This is a genomic window from Rhodococcus sp. NPDC055112 (genome assembly GCF_053607505.1).
Genome location: NZ_JBSGTR010000002.1, coordinates 15,658 through 34,353, shown reverse-complemented (window position 1 = coordinate 34,353; position 18,696 = coordinate 15,658). Strand labels below are relative to the sequence as shown.

Below are 18,696 nucleotides of genomic sequence, written 5' to 3'. Positions count from 1 at the left end.
CGGTAGCGCCTCCCGACCTTGAAAGTGACTTCGATGATCGCGACTTCCCTCGCCGACTCGGCAACCCTCTACGCGGGCAATATCGACTTCAACATCGAGGGGCTCAGGACGAGCTTCTGGCAACTGACCATCGACGGGCTGAGCTACGGCGCCATCTACGCACTCGTGGCGATCGGTTACACGCTGGTCTACGGCGTGCTGCGGCTGATCAACTTCGCGCACTCCGAGATTTTCATGCTCGGCATGTTCGGTCAGTACGTGGCGCTGGAGCTGCTCGGCTTCACTCCGAGCGGCAACGCGTACAACGAGGGCGTCGTCATGACGGTCGTGTTCCTCGGCCTGGCCATGCTGTTCGGGATGGCGGTCTCGGGCGGCGCCGCGGTCGGGCTCGAACGCGTGGCCTATCGGCCGCTGCGCAAACGCGGTGCGAAGCCGCTCACCTTCCTCATCACCGCGATCGGAATGTCGTTCGTGCTGCAGGAATTCGTGCACTACGTGCTTCCCGAGATCTGGCCGGGGCTCGGCGGCACCAATGCGCAGCAGCCCATCAAACTGGTCCAGCCGGTGGAGGTGTTCAGCATCTTCGGCGCCTCGGTGAGCAACGTGACGATCGTGATCATCGTGGCCGCGATGCTGCTCACCCTGATCACCGACATGATCATCAACAGGACCAAGTTCGGCCGGGGGATCCGGGCGGTGGCCCAGGACCCCGACACCGCGACGCTGATGGGGATCTCGCGCGAGCGCGTGATCATGCTGACCTTCCTGCTCGGCGGCATCCTTGCGGGTGCCGCGGCGCTGCTGTACACCCTGAAGATCCCGTCCGGGATCATCTTCAACGGCGGCTTCATCCTCGGGATCAAGGCCTTCTCCGCGGCGGTGTTGGGCGGTATCGGCAACCTCCGCGGGGCCCTGCTCGGCGGCCTGCTGCTCGGGGTCATGGAGAACTACGGCCAGGTGGTGTTCGGCTCCGAGTGGCGCGACGTGGTCGCGTTCGTGCTGCTGGTCGTCGTGCTGATGTTCAGGCCCACCGGGATCCTCGGTGAGAGCCTGGGAAGGGCGCGGGTATGAGTACGGAGAATCCGGCTGCGGCGCAGCCCGACCCGACCGAGCTACTCAAGGGTCAGCAACCCGAGAAACACGGTGTCGGCGACGCGATCCGGAGCTGGTGGAACGGCCTGGCCCGGCCGATGCAGTGGCTCGTCGGGGTCCCGGTGATCGCCCTGATCGCGATCCTGCCGGTCTGGCGGCCGCCGATCCTGGACACGCCGGGCACCGACTTCGGCGGGGTGATGGCCCAGTTCGCGATGTACGCGCTCATCGCCATCGGCCTCAACGTGGTCGTCGGCCAGGCCGGCCTCCTCGACCTCGGCTACGTCGGCTTCTACGCCGTCGGCGCGTACACCGTCGCGCTGCTCACCAGCCCGAACAGTCCGTGGAACAAGATGACCGAGAGCGGATTCTTCTCGGAGGACTGGGCGTGGCTGTCCTGCCTGCCGATCGCGGTGGCCATCACCGCGTTCACCGGGCTGATACTCGGCACCCCGACGCTACGACTGCGGGGCGACTACCTGGCCATCGTCACCCTCGGCTTCGGTGAGATCGTCCGGCTGCTGGCCGACAACCTCACCGACGTCACCAACGGCGGTCAGGGGCTCTCCCAGATCGCGTACCCGCACCTCGGCGAGACCGAGGACAAGCCGTACGGGGTGTTCTCGGCGGGCAACACCGGCGGCAACCTGAACTCCGGCGTGTGGTGGTTCTGGGTCGGCATGGTGATGGTGATCATCGCGCTGCTGCTGGTCGGCAACCTCGAGCGCAGCCGGGTCGGCCGCGCCTGGGTCGCGATCCGGGAGGACGAGGACGCCGCCGAGATCATGGGCGTGCCGACCTTCAAGTTCAAACTGTGGGCGTTCACGATCGGCGCCTCGATCGGCGGCCTGTCCGGTGCGCTCTACGCCGGGCAGGTGCAGTTCATCAACCCGACCGGGTTCAACGTCATCAACTCGATGCTCTTCCTGTGTGCGGTGGTCATCGGTGGTCAGGGCAACAAGCTCGGCGTCATCGTCGGCGCGTTCATCATCGTGTACCTGCCGAACAGGGCGATGTCGATCGAGATCGGCGGGCAGTCGCTCGGCGACTACAAGTACCTGTTCTTCGGCCTGGCGCTGGTGGTGCTGATGATCTTCCGCCCGCAGGGACTCTTCCCGGCGCGGCAGAAACTGCTGGCCTACGGCAGGCAGATCTACCAGGCTGTACGTAGACCCAGCGACGCGCCGGGCAATGGTCCGGCGCCGAGCGGAGCAACGACGGAGGTCGGCGGATGACGGCGGGACCGGGAGCGGGCGACGCGATGTTCGACAACGAGGACATGGCCGCGAACCTCGCGCCCGAGGTGGATGTGCCGACCGCGGGTGTGGTCGACGTCGCGGCCATCGACCCGGCGCTCGCCGACCCCGACGCGGTCGCCGAGGCGGTGGCTCCACAGCGGGAGATCGAGACCGCCGAGGGTCAGGCGCTGCTGAAAACGGAGGGCCTGACCGTGCGTTTCGGCGGGCTCGTCGCGCTCGACGACGTGTCCTTCGAGATCCGGCGCGGCGAGATCCTCGGCCTGATCGGGCCCAACGGCGCAGGCAAGACCACCTGTTTCAACGCCATCACCGGTGTGTACAAGCCGTCGGCGGGACGGGTGATGTTCGACGGTGAGCCGCTGGCCAAGACGAAGCGCAACGAGATCACGCGGCTCGGTATCGCCCGAACTTTCCAGAACATCCGGCTCTTCGGCGAGATGACCGCGCTCGAGAACGTGGTGGTCGGCACCGATGCCCGGCACCGCACCTCGGTTCCAGGCGCGATCTTCCGGACCCGGCGTCACCGCCGCGAGGAGCGTGACGCCGTGGCCCGCGGGATGGCGCTGCTGGAGTTCGTCGGCATCGCGCCCCGCGCGGTCGAGAAGGCGAAGAACCTCTCGTACGGCGACCAGCGGCGGCTGGAGATCGCCAGGGCGCTGGCCACCGAGCCCAAGCTCTTGTGCCTCGACGAGCCCGCCGCCGGGTTCAACCCGAGCGAGAAGTCCGCCTTGATGGACCTGATCCGCAAGATCCGGGACGACGGCTTCACGGTGCTGCTGATCGAGCACGACATGCGCCTGGTGATGGGCGTGACCGATCGCATCGTGGTCCTCGAGTTCGGCAAGAAGATCGCCGACGACCTGCCCGCCGCGATCCGCGAGAACCCGGCCGTGATCGCTGCCTACCTGGGGGTGCCCGACGATGCCATCGCATAGGAAGACCGACGAGGCCGGCCAGGCCGGTTCGGTCGCGACCGCCGAGGGACCGCTGCTGGAGGTGACCGACGTCGCGGTGAGCTACGGGCGCATCCAGGCGTTGCACGGGGTCTCGCTGCGCGTCGACCGCGGTGAGCTGGTGACCCTGCTCGGCGCGAACGGAGCGGGCAAGTCCACCACCATGCGGGCGTTGTCCGGGCTGCTGCCGCTCACCCACGGCCGCATTGTGTTCGACGGCAGGGACATCACCCATGTGAAGGCGCACGAGCGGGTGAAGATGGGCATGGTGCAGGCGCCCGAGGGACGCGGCGTGTTTCCCGGGATGACCGTGCAGGAGAACCTCGACATGGGTTGCTATGCACGCAAATTCGAAACGAAGGCCGCGTACTCGGAGCGCCTGGAGTGGGTGTTCGAGCTGTTTCCAAGGCTCGAGGAGCGCCGCACGCAGGTCGGCGGGACCATGTCCGGCGGCGAGCAGCAGATGCTGGCCATCGGTCGCTCGCTCATGTCGCGGCCGCGCCTGCTGATGCTGGACGAACCGTCGATGGGGTTGGCGCCCATGGTGATCCAGCAGATCTTCCGGATCATCGCGGAGATCAACGCGCAGGGCACCACGATCCTGCTGGTCGAGCAGAACGCGCAGCAGGCGCTCACCCGGACCGATCGGGCCTACATCCTGGAGACCGGCGAGGTGACCAAGACCGGGACCGGCAAGGAGCTGCTCGCCGATCCGGCGATCAAGCGCGCCTACCTCGGGGTGGGGTAGCGGTGGTCGGGGTGGTTCTCGGGTGTCGGTCCTCGTCCCTAGACTCAGTGCGGTGAGCCCAGCAACCGATCAACGGTCCTCCGCCCGCCCCGACGGCGCCGCAACCGCCGACAAGCCGACGTTGTTGCTGCTCGACGGCCATTCCCTGGCCTATCGGGCGTTCTTCGCGCTGCCTGCCGAGAACTTCAAGACGCACAGCGGGCAGACCACCAACGCGGTGTACGGGTTCACCTCGATGCTGATCAACCTGCTGCGCGACGAGCAGCCGACGCACGTGGCTGCCGCGTTCGACGTCTCCCGGCAGACCTTCCGCGCGGAGGCCTTCCCGGAGTACAAAGCGAACCGCAGCAAGACCCCGGACGAGTTCAAGGGGCAGGTGGAGATCACCAAGGACGTGCTCGGCGCGCTCGGTATCCCGGTGATGGCCGAGGCCGGGTTCGAGGCCGACGACATCATCGCCACCCTCACCACACAGGCCACCGAGCTGGGCTACCGGGTGCTGGTGTGCACCGGTGACCGGGACGCCCTGCAGCTGGTCACCCCCGACGTCACCGTCCTCTACCCGAAGAAGGGCGTCTCCGAGCTCACCCGGTTCACGCCCGAGGAGGTCGAGGCCAAGTACGGCCTGACCCCGAGCCAGTACCCGGACTACGCGGCCCTGCGCGGCGACCCGAGCGACAACCTGCCCGGCATCCCCGGCGTCGGCGAGAAGACCGCGGCGAAGTGGATCCGGGAGTACGGCTCGTTCGACGAGCTGGTGCTGCACGTGGACAAGGTCAAGGGCAAGGTGGGCGACTCGCTGCGCGAGAACCTGAACAGTGTGATCCTCAACCGCCGCCTCACCGAGATGGTCCGCGACGTGCCGCTGCCGTACACGCCGGACCAGCTGGTGCTGGCGCCGTGGGACCGGGACCGGATCCACATGCTGTTCGACGATCTCGAGTTCCGGGTGCTGCGGGACCGGTTGTTCGACACCCTCTCCTCCGCCGAACCCGAGGCAGAGGAGGGCTTCGAGGTGCGCGGCGGTGCGCTGGCGCCGGGTGAGGTGGCGGACTGGCTGGCCGAGCACGCCCGCACCGGGCAGCGGCACGGGCTGTCGGTGGTCGGTTCGAAGCACCCCTATGGCGGCGACGCGAGCGCGATCGCGATCGCGGCCTCGGACGGCGAGGGTGCGTACATCGTCACCGCTACCGCGAGCCCCGAGGACGAGAAGGCGCTCGGCGCTTGGCTTTCCGACGCGAGCGAGCCGAAGGCGCTGCACGAGGCCAAGGTGGCGATGCACGCCCTCCGCGGTCGCGGTTGGGTGCTGGGCGGGCTGACCAGCGACACCGCGCTCGCGGCGTACCTGGTCCGGCCGGGGCAGCGCAGCTTCAACCTCGACGACCTGTCCCTGCGGTACCTCAAGCGCGAGCTGCGGGTCGAGGACTCGGGTGAGGGCCAGCTCTCGCTGCTCGACGAGGAAGACCAGGCCGACGCGGCCGTCGCCGAGGGGGAGATCCTGCGGGCAAGGGCGGTGGTGGATCTAGCTGCGGCGCTGGACACCGAGCTCGCCGACATCGAGTCGGCCGGGCTGCTCACGGAGATGGAGCTGCCACTGCTCGGCGTGCTCGCGGACATCGAGTACACCGGCATCGCTGTCGACACCGCGCACCTGCACGACCTGCAGAGTCGCTTCGCCGACGCCATCAGCCTGGCCGCCGACGCGGCCTACGAGGTGATCGGCAAGCAGATCAACCTCGGCTCGCCGAAGCAGCTGCAGGTGGTCCTGTTCGAGGACCTCGACATGCCGAAGACGAAGAAGACCAAGACCGGGTACACCACCGACGCGGCCGCGCTCGAGGCGTTGTTCGAGAAGACCGAGCACCCCTTCCTCGAGCACCTGCTCGCGCACCGTGACGCCACCCGGCTCAAGGTGACCGTCGACGGGCTGCTCAAGTCCGTCGCGGAGGACGCTCGGATCCACACCACCTTCAACCAGACGGTGGCCGCCACCGGCAGGCTCTCGTCCACCGAGCCCAACCTGCAGAACATCCCCGTGCGCACCGACGCCGGCCGCGAGATCCGGGACGGCTTCGTCGTCGGGGCGGGCTACGACTATCTGCTGACCGCCGACTACAGCCAGATCGAGATGCGGATCATGGCGCACCTGTCCGGGGACGAGGGCCTGATCGAGGCGTTCAACACCGGCGAGGACCTGCACAGCTTCGTGGGTTCGCGTGCGTTCGGGGTGCCGATCGAGGAGGTCACGCCCGAGCTGCGCCGCCGGGTGAAGGCGATGTCCTACGGACTCGCGTACGGCCTGAGCGCGTTCGGCCTCGCCTCGCAGCTGAAGATCTCCACGGAGGAGGCGAAGGGGCAGATGGACGCCTACTTCGCCCGGTTCGGCGGGGTCCGCGACTACCTTCGCGAGGTCGTCGAGCAGGCTCGCAAGGACGGCTACACCTCCACCCTGTTCGGCAGGCGCCGGTACCTGCCGGACCTGAACAGCGACAACCGTCAGCGTCGTGAGGTGGCCGAGCGGGCTGCGCTCAACGCGCCGATCCAGGGCACCGCCGCCGACATCATCAAGGTCGCGATGATCGACGTGCAGAAGGCTCTCGCCGAGTCGGGGCTGCGCTCGCGGATGCTGCTGCAGGTCCACGACGAGCTGGTGCTCGAGGTGGTCGAGTCAGAGCGCGAGCAGATCGAGGCGCTGGTCCGGGAGAAGATGGCGGGCGCCATCGAACTCTCTGTCCCGCTGGAGGTCTCGGTGGGTACCGGTCGCAGCTGGGACGCGGCGGCGCACTAGCGGCAGGGTTCGTGGTGGCGCATGTGGTCATCGGCGGCCGCATGCGTCTGCGAAGCGGGTGACGTATCTCCGCTGCCAGGGCGTCTCCACCGCGTGGGAATCGAAATGCCTGCGCACGAAGGCGACCGCTTCGTCGGCGGGGACCCCGTCGAGCACCGCGATGCAGGCGAGTGCGGTGCCGGTGCGGCCTCTGCCGCCGCCGCAGGCGACCTCCACCCGCTGCGTTCGGGCGCGTTCCCACGCTTCGCGCATGGCGTCCCCGGCGTCGGCCCGATCGCCCGGCAGCCGGAAATCCGGCCACCGGACCCAACGCGACTCCCAATTGTGGGTGGGTGGGGGACTGCCGAGCAGGTAGAGGCCGAACTCGGGACGAGCGCCGTCCGGCAGGGGCCTCCGTAGCGCGCGTCCCCGCACGAGGCGTGTCGACGGAAGTCGCAGCACCCCCGATTCTGCTGTGTCCCATGGCAGGTCCATGGTTGGCAAGTTACTCGGGTCACGTGGGGGTGCGCGGCGATGCTGTGGAAGCATCGCGGTATGAGCGTTCTGGTCTGCTTCCACGCCCACCCCGACGACGAGGTGTTCATCACCGGCGGAGTCATGCGTCAGGCTGCCGACGCCGGCCATCGCGTCGTCGTCGTCACCGCGACCGACGGTGCCCTCGGCGAGGTCCCGGAGGGACTGCTCGCGGAGGGGGAGTCGCTGGCCGATCGCAGGCGCAGGGAACTGGAGGAGTCCACCAGCGTGCTCGGCGCGCATCGGGTGGAGCTGCTCCACTACGCCGACTCGGGGATGGCGGGCACACCCGAGAACGCGAACCCGGCGGCGTTCTGCAACGCCGACGTCGAGGAGGCCGCGGCGCGCCTGGCCGCGATCCTCGTCGAGGAGTCCGCCGACGTGGTCACCGTGTACGACCCCAACGGCGGCTATGGGCACCCGGACCATGTCCAGGTGCACCACGTGGGCGTGCGAGCGGCGGAGATCGCCGGGGTGCCGCACGTCTACGAGGCGGCCGTCAGCCGGGATCACATCCGCAGGCTGATGGCGGCCAACCCGGAGTGGTCGGAGGACGCCCAGCCGCCGGACCTCGACACCTTCGGCCTGCCGGAGGAGGACATCACCACCGTGGTGGACGTGACCGGGGCGATGGGCGCCAAGCGGGCGGCGATGCACGCGCACGCGACGCAGGTCGGCGACTTCGGGCCGTTCCTGCAGATGCCGGAGGAGCAGCTGCGGGCCGCGTTCGGTCAGGAGTGGTTCCGGCGCCGGGGTGCCCCCGCGGGGCTGGCGGAGACGGCCCTACCGCTCTGACGCGGCCCGCGGGCGGTCACTCCTGAGCGGCCGCGACCTGCTCGCGGACCTTGTCCATGTCCAGCGCCCGGACCTGGGTCACCAGATCTTCGAGCGCCGCGGGCGGGAGTGCGCCGGGCTGCGAGAAGACCAGGATGCCCTCACGGAAGGCCATGATCGTCGGGATCGATCGGATGTTGGCCGCGGCCGCGAGTCCCTGCTCGGCCTCGGTGTCCACCTTCGCGTGCACCACGTCGGGATGCTGCTCGGCCGAGGCCTCGAAGGTCGGGGCGAAGTTGCGGCACGGTCCGCACCACGACGCCCAGAAGTCGACGAGGACGACATCGTTCCCGCCGATGACTTCGTCGAAGTTCTGCTGGGTCAGGGTCTGCGTGGGCATCTGAATCCTCTCGTCAATGCGTATCGACCGGGTTCAACGCGGCCGAGTGTCCGATTCTTCCCGCCCGGGGCGTGCCCGCGTGCGGGAACCCGGCTCAGGCGATGAGCCATTCCCGCTTGGCCTCGCCGTCCCACCGTCTGATCGAGACCACGTGTCCGGTCAGATGGGTGGCCGAGACGGCGCAGATCGCGGTCCCGATCTGCTCGGGGAGCACCCGTCTTGCCAGCGTGACGTGCGGCGTCCAGTCGCCGGGGTGGGTGTGCGCGGGGATCCCCTCGCTGTGGCGCATCAGGCGGAAGACGGTCCGCTGCAGCGACAGCAGACCGGCCGTCGGGACGACCAGGTGTGCCAGCGTCTTTCGATGACCGCCGAACACGACCAGGCCGCCGAGCGTGACCTGGAGGGCGGGTGCGAGCAGTCCACGCTGCAGCTCGAGGTCGGTCTCTGGGTCGATGTGCTGGGCCACCGCGAGCGTGATGTGCGGGCGGTTCGAGACCTGCCGGACAGCGTCCTGCCCGCGGATCCCGGTTCCGGAGACCTGGCGCCACTCCCGGCGCACCGCGGCGTCGAGGCGGTCGTCGAGCAACAACTCCACGGACTGCACCATGGTGAGCAATGATTGTCGGGTGAACCCGACGAGCGCAACGACATCGGAGCAGGCCCGGCAGGCGACATCGGAGCCGACCCGCTTGGGCCTGCTGGTCGGAGACGGGATCGGCCACGAGATCGTGCCGGCGGCTCAGCGGATCGCGGACGCCGCCGTCGCGGCCGTTGGCGGCACGCCGGTGACATGGGTGCCCCTGGATGTCGGCCTCGACGCCATCGGCGAGCACGGCACGCCGATGCCGGAGTCGACCCTGGTGGCGCTCGCCGACCTCGACGGCTGGGTGCTCGGCCCGCACGACAGCGCCTCCTATCCGGATCCCTTCCGCGGTCAGTTGACTCCCGGCGGAACCATCCGCAAGCGATTCGACCTGTTCGCCAACATCAGGCCCGCACGTGCCTTTGCCGGGGTGCGGGCGGTGTCGCCCGAGATGGACCTGGTGATCGTCCGCGAGAACACCGAGGGCTTCTACGCGGACCGCAACATGTTCACCGGCAGTGGCGAGTTCATGCCGACACCCGATGTGGCGATGGCGGTCGGCGTGGTCACCAGGCGGGCCAGCGAACGGATCGCCCGCGCCGCCTTCGAGCTCGCCTCCAGGCGCCGCGGCCGGGTCACGGTGGTGCACAAGGCGAATGTGCTCGCGCTGACCACCGGACTCTTTCGCGATGTGTGTCACGAGATCGGGACGCAGTATCCGGGCGTCGAGGTGCGAAACGAACACGTCGACGCGATGGCGGCACATCTGGTGCGGCGGGGCGAGGACTTCGATGTGGTGGTCACCGAGAACATGTTCGGCGACATCCTCTCGGATCTGGCCGGGGAGCTGTCCGGTTCGCTCGGCACCGCGCCCTCGCTCAACGCGTCCGAGACCAAGGCGATGGCGCAGGCGGCCCACGGGGCCGCTCCGGACATCGCGGGCCGCAACCGCGCCAATCCGACCGCGATGATCCTCTCGACAGCCATGCTCTTCGACTGGTTGAGCACCCGCGGCGGTGACCCCGCGCTCGGTCGGGCCGCGGAGCGGATCCAGTCGGCGGTGGCGAACACCCTCCAGGCCGGGGTCGCGACCGCGGACCTCGGCGGGCTGGCGTCGACAGCGGAATTCGCCGAGACCGTGACCGCCAGGGTGGTCCGGCGCTGATCGCGGCCGTCGGGTGACGGCGGCGGCCCGACCTTTCGTCCGGTTGGCCCCCGACCCAGTACTCTTTCCTCGTGATTCCTCGACCCGACTCGTGTTCCGCGGCGCCCGTTCGGGCCGGTCGCCGAGCACGTAGGCGCACCAGGGGTGTCGGTGCGGTCGTCGGGGCAACGCTCCTCGCGCTGGTGCTGTCCTCGTGCGTGACCAACAACGAGGGACTGATCCCGGTCGCGGACGATGTGCATGTCGACAAGGTCGACGAGATCGCCGCGGACCTGCCGCGCGAGGTTGCCGCGTCCGGCCGGCTGATCGTCGGAACGAATGTGCCGTACGCGCCCAACGAGTTCAAGGACGAGGCGGGAAAGATCGTCGGTTTCGACGTGGACCTGCTGAATGCCGTCGGCAAGGTCCTCGGACTCACGGTCGACTACAAACAGGCGGATTTCGACAAGATCATCCCCGCGGTGCAGGCGGGCACCTACACCATGGGCATGTCCTCCTTCACCGACTCGAAGGAGCGCGAGGAGGCGGTCGACTTCGTCACCTACTACCGCGCGGGCATCCAGTGGGCGCAGCGGACCGGCGAGCCGGTGGACCCGAACAACGCCTGCGGGCTCCGGGTCGGCGTGCAGACCACGACCACAGAGGACATCGACGAGGTGCCCGCGAAGAGCGAGGCCTGCGTGGCCGCGGGCAGGCCGCCGATCAAGAAGGTGAAGTTCGACAGCCAGGACGACGTCGCGAACGCGTTGATCCTCGGGCGGGTGGACGCCCTCTCCGCCGACTCGCCGGTGACCGCATACGCGATCAAGCGCAGCGGTGGCCGGCTGGAGGCGGCCGGTGAGGTGTTCGACTCGGCGCCGTACGGTTGGCCGCTCGTCAAGGGATCGCCCCTTGCGCCCGTGTTGCAGCGGGCCATGCAGCACCTCATCGACGGCGGCCAGTACCAACAGATCGCGGACAACTGGGGCGTCGGATCGGGAACGATCACGCAGTCGCAGATCAACGGCGCGGCCGGCTGAGCCGGGAAAGGTGGACACCGATGCCAGCAGTGAGTGAGAGCGCCGATCCCACGACGGGGGGTTCGGCGGAACCGGAGGCGATCAAGGCGATACCGCTGCGCAGGCCAGGCCGTTGGATCGCCGCGATCGTCGTCGTGACCCTGCTCGGGCTGTTCGTGTACGGCGCAGCCACCAACCCCGCGTTCGGTTGGGATGTCTACGGCCAGTACCTGTTCGACCGACGGATCTCCGAGGCGGCGTGGAAGACCATCCAGCTGACGGTGCTGTCGATGGCGCTCGCGGTGGTGCTCGGCGTCCTGCTCGCGGTGATGCGGCTGTCCCCGAACCCGGTGCTGCGCACAGCTGCGTGGGGCTACCTGTGGGTGTTCCGGGGCACCCCGGTGTACGTGCAGCTGGTGCTCTGGGGCCTGTTCCCGTCCATCTACAAGACACTGGACCTGGGCATCCCGTTCGTGCACCAGTTCGTGCACATCGACGTGCAGGGCATCGAGGCCGCGTTCCTGTTCGCGATCATCGGGCTCGGGCTGAACGAGGCCGCGTACATGGCGGAGATCGTCCGGGCGGGCGTCGGCTCGGTCAGCGAGGGCCAGACCGAGGCGTCCACCGCGCTGGGCATGTCGTGGTCGCAGACGATGCGCCGGACGGTGCTGCCGCAGGCGATGCGGGTTATCATCCCGCCGACCGGCAACGAGCTGATCAGCATGCTCAAGACCACCTCGCTGGTCATCGCAGTGCCATACAGCCTCGAGCTCTTTGGCCGCCAGCGGGACATCGCGGCCGTGAACTTCCAGCCGATCCCGCTGCTGCTGGTGGCCGCGACCTGGTACCTGGCGATCACCAGCGTGCTGATGGTCGGCCAGTTCTACCTCGAGCGGTACTACTCGCGGGGGATCTCACGCACGCTGACCGCGCGTCAGCTGGAGGCGCTCGCCGACGCCCAGGGCAAGCCGGTCACGATCATGCCTGCGCCCGACACCCTGCCCGACACGCCTGGAGGCGAACGACGATGACCCCGATGGTGAAGGCGGACCGGGTCTGCAAGAACTACGGCGCCCTCAAGGTGCTGCGAGGAGTCTCCCTCGAGATCGAACGCGGCCAGGTGCTGTGCCTTGTCGGGCCTTCCGGGTCCGGGAAGTCCACCTTCCTGCGCTGCATCAACCACCTCGAGCAGGTCAATGCAGGCAGGCTCTACGTCGACGGCGACCTGGTCGGGTACTCCGAGCGCGGCGGCAAGCTCTACGAGCTGCATCCGCGGGCCGCGGCGCGGCAGCGCAGGGACATCGGCATGGTGTTCCAGCACTTCAACCTCTTCCCGCACCGCACCGCGCTCGAGAACATCATCGAGGCGCCGATGCAGGTGAAGAAGGTCCGCAAGAAGGACGCCGTCGAACGCGCCCGCGACCTTCTCGACCAGGTCGGGTTGAGCGAGAAGGCGGACGCCTATCCCGCGCAGCTCTCCGGCGGCCAGCAGCAGCGGGTGGCGATCGCGCGGGCACTGGCGATGGACCCGAAGCTGATGCTGTTCGACGAGCCGACCTCCGCGCTCGATCCGGAGCTGGTGGGGGAGGTCCTCGGGGTGATGAAGAACCTCGCCAAGGAGGGCATGACCATGGTCGTGGTGACCCACGAGATGGGTTTCGCCCGCGAGGTCGCCGACGAGCTGGTGTTCATGGACGGTGGTGTGGTCGTGGAGTCCGGCAACCCGAGGGAGCTGCTCGCCAACCCGCAGCACGATCGGACCAAGCTGTTCCTGTCCAAGCTGCTCTGACCAAGACTGCTATCGTAGTGATATCACTTCGATAGCAAAGGTGGGGACATGGAGCGTCGGGCGTTTCGGTTGAACGGGTTCGCGGTGCTGCTCGGGCTCGTGGTGCTCGCGGCGGTGGCCGCGGCGGCCGCGTTCGCGGGTACCGCGGGGGTGGTGGCGGCGATCGTGCTCGCGGTAGTGGTCGTGCTCCTGGCGACCGGGTTCACCGTGATCAACCCGAACGAGGCCAAGGTCGTCCAGTTCTTCGGTCGCTATGTCGGCTCGGTCGCCGATGCGGGCTTCCAGTGGGTCCTCCCGCTGACCACCAAGCGACGGGTCACCCTGCGGGTGCGCAACTTCGAGACCTCCAAACTGAAGGTCAACGACGCGGCGGGCAATCCGGTCGAGATCGCCGCCGTGGTCGTCTACAAGGTCGTCGACAGCGGCAAGGCGACCTTCGCGGTCGACGACTACGAGGAGTACGTCGCGATCCAGTCCGAGGCGGCGGTCCGGCACCTGGCCACCACGCATCCCTACGACTCGGACCAGACGCAGGGCACGAGCCTGCGCGACGGCACCGAGGTGGCCGCCGAGCTCACCGCCGAGCTCAGGGACCGGACCGACCTGGCAGGCGTCGAGGTGATCGAGGCCCGCATCACCCATCTCGCCTACGCGCCGGAGATCGCGCAGGCGATGCTGGTGCGTCAGCAGGCGGCCCAGGTGGTCGCGGCCCGCACAATGATCGTCGAGGGCGCCGTCGGGATGGTCGGCCTCGCGCTCGATCGCCTCCGCGAGCAGGGCGTCGTCGAGCTCGACGAGGAACGCAAGGCGAACATGGTGTCCAACTTGCTGGTGGTCCTGTGCGGCGACAAGGCCACCCAGCCCATCGTCAACGCGGGCTCGCTGTACTCCTGATCTCATGGCCGAACGCAAGAAGGTGCTGCTGCGGCTGGACCCCGCCGTCTACGACGCCATCGCCAAGTGGGCGGCCGACGACCTGCGCAGCGTCAATGCGCAACTGGAGTACGCGCTGCGGCGGGCGCTCGACGAGGCAGGCCGCAGGCCCCGCGACCCCGACTGACCCGCGCGAGGTCAGTCGGGCTTGCGGCTGACGAAGATCGCGGTGCCGGGGAAGATCTGGCCGCGCAACGGGCTCCACTGACCCCATTCGCGGTCCAGCCACTCCGGCCAGTCGGGTTCGACGATGTCGCGCACCTCGAGGCCGGCTGCGACGAGCTCGCGCACCCGGTCGCCGATCGTGCGGTGGTGTTCCACGTAGGTCGGCGTGCCGTCGTCGTCGACCTCCACATAGGGCGTCCGGTCGAAGTACGGCATCGTCGCGGTGAGGCCATTCGGCCCTGGGTCGTCGGGAAAGATCCAGCGGATCGGGTGGTTCACCGCGAACACCCACAGCCCGCCGGGGCGCAGCACCCGGGCCACCTCGCGCATGACCAGCGCGGAATCCGCGACGAACGGGACCGCGCCGAAGGCGGAGCAGGCGATGTCGAAGCTCTGGTCCGCGAACGGCAGCGACTCCGCGCCCGCCTGGACCAGCGGCACCCGCGGACCGCCCTTGGTTATCGCCTCGAGGCCGCGCGTGAGCATGCCCATCGACAGGTCGAGCCCGACCGCCCGAGCACCCTGGCCTGCGAGCCAGCGTGCGCAGGGCGCCGAGCCGCAGCCGATCTCGAGGACGTCCCGGCCCGCGACGTCGCCGAGCAGGTGGACATCGCCCTCGTGCAGGCCCTCCGGGCACCAGACGAACTCACCCGCGGCGGAGTCCACGCCGAGGAAGTCGCCGTGCGTGCGGTGGTAGTCCGCGGCATCGGCATCCCACCAGGCGCGACTCGCGCGCTCGCTGTCGGCCGAGTCGAGGCGGTCGCGGCTCACGCCGCTGGTGCCGAGGATCGAATTCGCCGCGCCGTGACGCTCGGCCGGATCGGTCGGCGGTGTGATCTCTGTTGCGTCATTCGTCGACCCCGGCATGGGCTCAACTTTAGGGGCTTCCCGTCGGCGTCGGTGCATCCGGGTTTGCCCAGCTCGCCACAGGTCGCGTACCCTAATCCACGCGAGTGTCTGCCGTACGGTGCCGGATTCGGCGCGGCGGTGGGGATTCGCGAGTCCGACAGAACATCATCAACCGACTACCCAACCGTCCGGAGCAACTCAACACATGCCCTCCACAACCGCCACCTCGCCGCAGGTAGCCATCAACGACATTGGCTCCGCCGAGGATTTCCTCGCCGCCATCGATGCCACGATCAAGTACTTCAACGATGGCGACATCGTCGAAGGAACCATCGTCAAGGTCGACCGCGACGAGGTCCTGCTCGACATCGGTTACAAGACCGAAGGCGTCATCCCTTCCCGCGAGCTCTCGATCAAGCACGACGTCGACCCCAATGAGGTCGTTTCCGTCGGCGACGCAGTCGAGGCTCTTGTTCTCACCAAGGAGGACAAGGAAGGTCGACTGATCCTGTCGAAGAAGCGCGCACAGTACGAGCGCGCCTGGGGCACCATCGAGGAGCTCAAGGAGAAGGACGAGGCCGTCAAGGGCACCGTCATCGAGGTCGTCAAGGGCGGCCTGATCCTCGACATCGGTCTCCGTGGCTTCCTGCCCGCGTCGCTCGTCGAGATGCGTCGTGTCCGCGATCTGCAGCCGTACGTCGGCAAGGAGATCGAGGCCAAGATCATCGAGCTCGACAAGAACCGCAACAACGTGGTCCTGTCGCGTCGCGCATGGCTCGAGCAGACCCAGTCCGAGGTCCGCAGCGAGTTCCTGCACCAGCTCCAGAAGGGCCAGGTCCGCAAGGGCGTCGTGTCCTCCATCGTCAACTTCGGTGCCTTCGTGGACCTGGGTGGCGTCGACGGCCTGGTGCACGTCTCCGAGCTGTCCTGGAAGCACATCGATCACCCGTCTGAGGTCGTCGAGGTCGGCAACGAGGTCACCGTCGAGGTTCTCGACGTCGACCTGGACCGCGAGCGCGTCTCCCTCTCGCTCAAGGCGACGCAGGAAGACCCGTGGCGTCAGTTCGCCCGCACCCACGCCATCGGCCAGATCGTGCCCGGCAAGGTCACCAAGCTGGTTCCGTTCGGTGCCTTCGTGCGCGTCGAAGAGGGAATCGAAGGCCTCGTCCACATCTCCGAGCTGGCCGAGCGCCACGTGGAGGTTCCGGACCAGGTTGTCGGCGTCGGCGACGATGCCCTCGTCAAGGTCATCGACATCGACCTCGAGCGTCGTCGTATCTCGCTGTCGCTGAAGCAGGCCAACGAGGATTACAACGCCGAGTTCGATCCGTCCAAGTACGGCATGGCCGACTCGTACGACGAGCAGGGCAACTACATCTTCCCCGAGGGCTTCGATCCCGAGACCAACGAATGGCTCGAGGGTTCGGACAAGGTCCGTGAAGAGTGGGAAGGCCGCTACGCCGAGGCCGAGCGTCGCCACAAGATGCACACCGCTCAGATGGAGAAGACCGCTGCGGACGAGGCCGCCGAGGCCGCCAACGCCGCTGCAGGCTACTCCTCCGAGACCGGTTCGGCCGACGCCGGCGAGACCGCCGGTGCCGCTCCGGAGTCCGCTGGTGGCTCGCTCGCCAGCGACGCGCAGCTCGCCGCTCTCCGCGAGAAGCTGTCCGGCAACGCGTGACACGATGACCCGCTAGCCGGGTCTCACAGAACAACCCCGGTCCTCACAGGGCCGGGGTTGTTTTGTCTCTCCTGTCAGGCCCCCGGGCTGGATACGAGTTCGTCGAGCATGGCGGCCTTCTCCACCAGATCGTGTTCGGTGGGGTTGTCGCCGTCCGGTAGTTCTCGGCGGAGGTCCTCGAGGGTGACGACCACCCACGAGGACCGCTTGGCCACTTCGTCTCCCGAGAGAACCTTGATCGAGCCCTCCTCCAGCACCATTGTGGGCTGTGAGAGGGAGCTGGCCAACAGCAGTCGCAGATCATCGGCTTTGACAGTCATGTCACCAACGGTAGGACGCCGTCGCGGCGACCGCATTCGAATCTGCGTACGCATCACAGACGAGTGCCCCCGCCCGAATTCGGGCGGGGGCACTCGTGGAGGTGTGGGAGTCGGGGGAGCCCGATCAGCTCACTGCGGCAGGGGCCCAGGCGCTCTGCATGACGGCGGTGCGCTTGCGCATCGTCGCGAAGCTGTGGCGCGCGGGGCTGATCATCTGCGTGAACCAGTTGCGACGGTGCTCGGCCAGAGCGGTGGCGACCTCGGGAATCAGGATGCAATGCACACCGTTGACGATGCCCAGACGGTGCCGACCCTGAAGGATGTAGTGGCTTTGCATGGAATTCCCTTTGTCTCGAGATGGGTGGCCTGGCGCGTCTGTCCGTAGGATACCGAGTCTCGGGTAAACCTGGTGCATTTGGGGCTGGTGTGCTTCGGCGTGTTCAGATGTCAGACTGGTATGCGTGCTGAGAATCGGCCTCACCGGAGGTATTGGAGCGGGTAAGTCCACGGTGTCGAGAATCCTGGCGGATCTCGGTGCCGTGGTCGTCGACAGCGACCTGGTGGCCCGCGAGGTGGTGGAACCGGGAACCGAGGGGCTGGCCGCGCTGGTCGCGGAGTTCGGTGACTCGATCCTGCAACCCGACGGCCGGTTGGATAGGCCCGTCCTTGCGGCCGTGGCGTTCGGGGACGACGAGGCGCGGGCGCGGCTGAACGCGGTGGTCCATCCGCTGGTCGGCAGGCGCACCACCGAACTCGTCGAGTCCGCCGGGGCGGATGCCGTGGTGGTGCAGGACATTCCGCTCCTGGTCGAGGGCCGGATGGGCGCGCTGTTCAACCTCGTGCTCGTCGTCTACGTGGACGCAGAGGAGCGGGTGCGACGCTTGGTCGAGCTGCGCGGTATGCCGGAGCACGACGCGAGGGCGCGCCTCGCGGCGCAGGCAACCGACGACCAGCGGCGGGCCGCGGCGGATGTCTGGCTGGACAACAGCGGTCCACAGGGCGGCCTCGACGCCGAGGTGAAGGCCTTGTGGGAACAGCGGCTGGTGCCGTTCGAGGAGAACCTGCGGACCGGAACGGTGGTCCGTGCCCGGCCCGTTCTCGCGCCCGCCGACCCGACCTGGCCGGACCAGGCACGGCGGCTGATCGAGCGCCTGTGGCTGGCCTGCGGTGCAGGCGCCCTGCGTATCGACCACATCGGCTCGACCTCGGTGCCGGGACTCGAGGCCAAGGACGTGATCGACGTGCAGATCACCGTCTCGAGCATCGCCGCCGCGGACGCGCTGGCCGAACCACTCGCTGCGGCCGGCTTTCCGCCCATCGTCGATGCGAACCGCGACGAGCCGAAGCCGGCGTACGGCGTCGGCGGCGAGGCCGACCCGGCGCTGTGGGACAAGCGCACCCACGGCGGCGCCGATCCCGGCAGGCCCGTCGAGATCAGCCTGCGCGTCGATGGCTGGCCGGGCCAGCGCTTCGCGCTCCTGCTGCGCGATTGGCTGCGCGCCGACGCCGCTGCTCGGGCCGAATTCCTCGAGGTCAAGAGGGTTGCGGTCCGCTGGGCCGCCGCCGACGCGCACCCGGGCGAAGCCACCGTGACCTATGCCGCCGCGCTCGCGCCGTGGTTCGATGTCGGCTACCAGCGGGCCTGCGAGTGGGCCGAGCGGACGGGCTGGTCGCCCTCATGAGGCG

General features: G+C 68.4%; 20 protein-coding genes. 14 read left to right on the top strand and 6 right to left on the bottom strand.

The window, feature by feature from the left end:
* Positions 1 to 33: 33 nt before the first annotated feature.
* The 5 genes from ACWFRB_RS01725 to polA are packed head-to-tail and all read left to right on the top strand — an operon-like array spanning position 34 to position 6,840.
* Positions 34 to 1,071: a branched-chain amino acid ABC transporter permease gene (locus ACWFRB_RS01725; protein WP_452638372.1), complete on the top strand. Its 1,038-nt coding sequence runs from the start codon at positions 34 to 36 to the stop codon at positions 1,069 to 1,071.
* On the top strand, positions 1,068 to 2,327 hold the full coding sequence (locus ACWFRB_RS01720) for a branched-chain amino acid ABC transporter permease (RefSeq protein ID WP_452638371.1): 1,260 nt from the start codon (positions 1,068 to 1,070) through the stop codon (positions 2,325 to 2,327). Before ACWFRB_RS01725 ends, ACWFRB_RS01720 begins: the two co-directional genes overlap by 4 nt.
* 26 nt (positions 2,328 to 2,353) lie before the next feature.
* Positions 2,354 to 3,286: an ABC transporter ATP-binding protein gene (locus tag ACWFRB_RS01715; protein ID WP_452638626.1), complete on the top strand. Its 933-nt coding sequence runs from the start codon at positions 2,354 to 2,356 to the stop codon at positions 3,284 to 3,286.
* The gene (locus ACWFRB_RS01710) at positions 3,273 to 4,052 is read left to right on the top strand and encodes an ABC transporter ATP-binding protein (RefSeq protein WP_452638370.1); all 780 of its coding nucleotides are present in this window, start codon (positions 3,273 to 3,275) and stop codon (positions 4,050 to 4,052) included. The genes ACWFRB_RS01715 and ACWFRB_RS01710 overlap by 14 nt, the downstream gene beginning before the upstream one ends.
* A 52-nt stretch (positions 4,053 to 4,104) precedes the next feature.
* A complete protein-coding gene (polA, locus tag ACWFRB_RS01705) occupies positions 4,105 to 6,840 on the top strand; it encodes a DNA polymerase I (RefSeq protein WP_452638369.1) in 2,736 nt (911 codons plus the stop codon).
* A gap of 27 nt (positions 6,841 to 6,867) precedes the next feature.
* On the opposite strand, the gene ACWFRB_RS01700 is transcribed toward polA, so the two are convergent.
* Positions 6,868 to 7,314 (bottom strand): protein-tyrosine phosphatase family protein, encoded by a 447-nt coding sequence (locus ACWFRB_RS01700; RefSeq protein ID WP_452638368.1) that lies wholly within the window; start codon positions 7,312 to 7,314, stop codon positions 6,868 to 6,870.
* Positions 7,315 to 7,374: 60 nt separating this feature from the next.
* On the opposite strand from ACWFRB_RS01700, the gene ACWFRB_RS01695 reads away from it, so the two are divergent.
* The gene (locus tag ACWFRB_RS01695; protein ID WP_452638367.1) at positions 7,375 to 8,148 is read left to right on the top strand and encodes a PIG-L family deacetylase; all 774 of its coding nucleotides are present in this window, start codon (positions 7,375 to 7,377) and stop codon (positions 8,146 to 8,148) included.
* 16 nt (positions 8,149 to 8,164) lie between these two features.
* On the opposite strand, the gene trxA is transcribed toward ACWFRB_RS01695, so the two are convergent.
* Both trxA and ACWFRB_RS01685 read right to left on the bottom strand, forming a co-directional pair.
* Positions 8,165 to 8,527: a thioredoxin gene (gene trxA, locus ACWFRB_RS01690; protein ID WP_452638366.1), complete on the bottom strand. Its 363-nt coding sequence runs from the start codon at positions 8,525 to 8,527 to the stop codon at positions 8,165 to 8,167.
* A gap of 94 nt (positions 8,528 to 8,621) precedes the next feature.
* Positions 8,622 to 9,134 carry a 2'-5' RNA ligase family protein gene (locus tag ACWFRB_RS01685; protein WP_452638365.1) on the bottom strand — a complete coding sequence of 171 codons (513 nt, stop codon included), beginning with the start codon at positions 9,132 to 9,134 and terminating at the stop codon, positions 8,622 to 8,624.
* A gap of 19 nt (positions 9,135 to 9,153) precedes the next feature.
* Here ACWFRB_RS01685 and ACWFRB_RS01680 point away from each other — a divergent pair, with 19 nt between their 5' ends.
* The 6 genes from ACWFRB_RS01680 to ACWFRB_RS01655 all read left to right on the top strand — a co-directional run bounded on the left by ACWFRB_RS01680 (position 9,154) and on the right by ACWFRB_RS01655 (position 14,122).
* Positions 9,154 to 10,275, top strand: coding sequence for an isocitrate/isopropylmalate dehydrogenase family protein (locus ACWFRB_RS01680; RefSeq protein ID WP_452638363.1), 1,122 nt, complete (start codon positions 9,154 to 9,156; stop codon positions 10,273 to 10,275).
* A gap of 179 nt (positions 10,276 to 10,454) precedes the next feature.
* Positions 10,455 to 11,294, top strand: a complete 840-nt coding sequence (locus ACWFRB_RS01675) for an ABC transporter substrate-binding protein (RefSeq protein WP_452638624.1) — start codon at positions 10,455 to 10,457, stop codon at positions 11,292 to 11,294.
* Positions 11,295 to 11,314: 20 nt separating this feature from the next.
* Complete coding sequence (locus ACWFRB_RS01670; RefSeq protein ID WP_452638361.1) at positions 11,315 to 12,304, top strand: amino acid ABC transporter permease; 990 nt, start codon at positions 11,315 to 11,317, stop codon at positions 12,302 to 12,304.
* Positions 12,301 to 13,062: an amino acid ABC transporter ATP-binding protein gene (locus ACWFRB_RS01665; RefSeq protein ID WP_452638359.1), complete on the top strand. Its 762-nt coding sequence runs from the start codon at positions 12,301 to 12,303 to the stop codon at positions 13,060 to 13,062. The genes ACWFRB_RS01670 and ACWFRB_RS01665 overlap by 4 nt, the downstream gene beginning before the upstream one ends.
* 48 nt (positions 13,063 to 13,110) lie before the next feature.
* On the top strand, positions 13,111 to 13,956 hold the full coding sequence (locus tag ACWFRB_RS01660) for an SPFH domain-containing protein (RefSeq protein WP_452638357.1): 846 nt from the start codon (positions 13,111 to 13,113) through the stop codon (positions 13,954 to 13,956).
* 4 nt (positions 13,957 to 13,960) lie between these two features.
* Positions 13,961 to 14,122 carry a hypothetical protein gene (locus ACWFRB_RS01655; protein WP_169310583.1) on the top strand — a complete coding sequence of 54 codons (162 nt, stop codon included), beginning with the start codon at positions 13,961 to 13,963 and terminating at the stop codon, positions 14,120 to 14,122.
* An 11-nt stretch (positions 14,123 to 14,133) separates the two neighbouring features.
* Here the strand turns inward: ACWFRB_RS01655 and ACWFRB_RS01650 are convergent, their stop codons facing one another.
* Entirely contained in the window at positions 14,134 to 15,027 is an 894-nt protein-coding gene (locus tag ACWFRB_RS01650) for a class I SAM-dependent methyltransferase (protein WP_452638355.1), read from the bottom strand.
* A 187-nt stretch (positions 15,028 to 15,214) separates the two neighbouring features.
* Between ACWFRB_RS01650 and rpsA the strand changes: the two genes are divergently transcribed.
* A complete protein-coding gene (gene rpsA, locus ACWFRB_RS01645; RefSeq protein ID WP_452638353.1) occupies positions 15,215 to 16,690 on the top strand; it encodes a 30S ribosomal protein S1 in 1,476 nt (491 codons plus the stop codon).
* Positions 16,691 to 16,764: 74 nt separating this feature from the next.
* Here the strand turns inward: rpsA and ACWFRB_RS01640 are convergent, their stop codons facing one another.
* Positions 16,765 to 17,010, bottom strand: a complete 246-nt coding sequence (locus ACWFRB_RS01640) for a hypothetical protein (RefSeq protein WP_452638351.1) — start codon at positions 17,008 to 17,010, stop codon at positions 16,765 to 16,767.
* A 124-nt stretch (positions 17,011 to 17,134) separates the two neighbouring features.
* Complete coding sequence (locus tag ACWFRB_RS01635; RefSeq protein ID WP_027502000.1) at positions 17,135 to 17,347, bottom strand: hypothetical protein; 213 nt, start codon at positions 17,345 to 17,347, stop codon at positions 17,135 to 17,137.
* Between the two features lie 124 nt (positions 17,348 to 17,471).
* On the opposite strand from ACWFRB_RS01635, the gene coaE reads away from it, so the two are divergent.
* Positions 17,472 to 18,692, top strand: a complete 1,221-nt coding sequence (gene coaE / locus ACWFRB_RS01630) for a dephospho-CoA kinase (protein ID WP_452638350.1) — start codon at positions 17,472 to 17,474, stop codon at positions 18,690 to 18,692.
* The last annotated feature ends 4 nt before the right edge of the window (positions 18,693 to 18,696 follow it).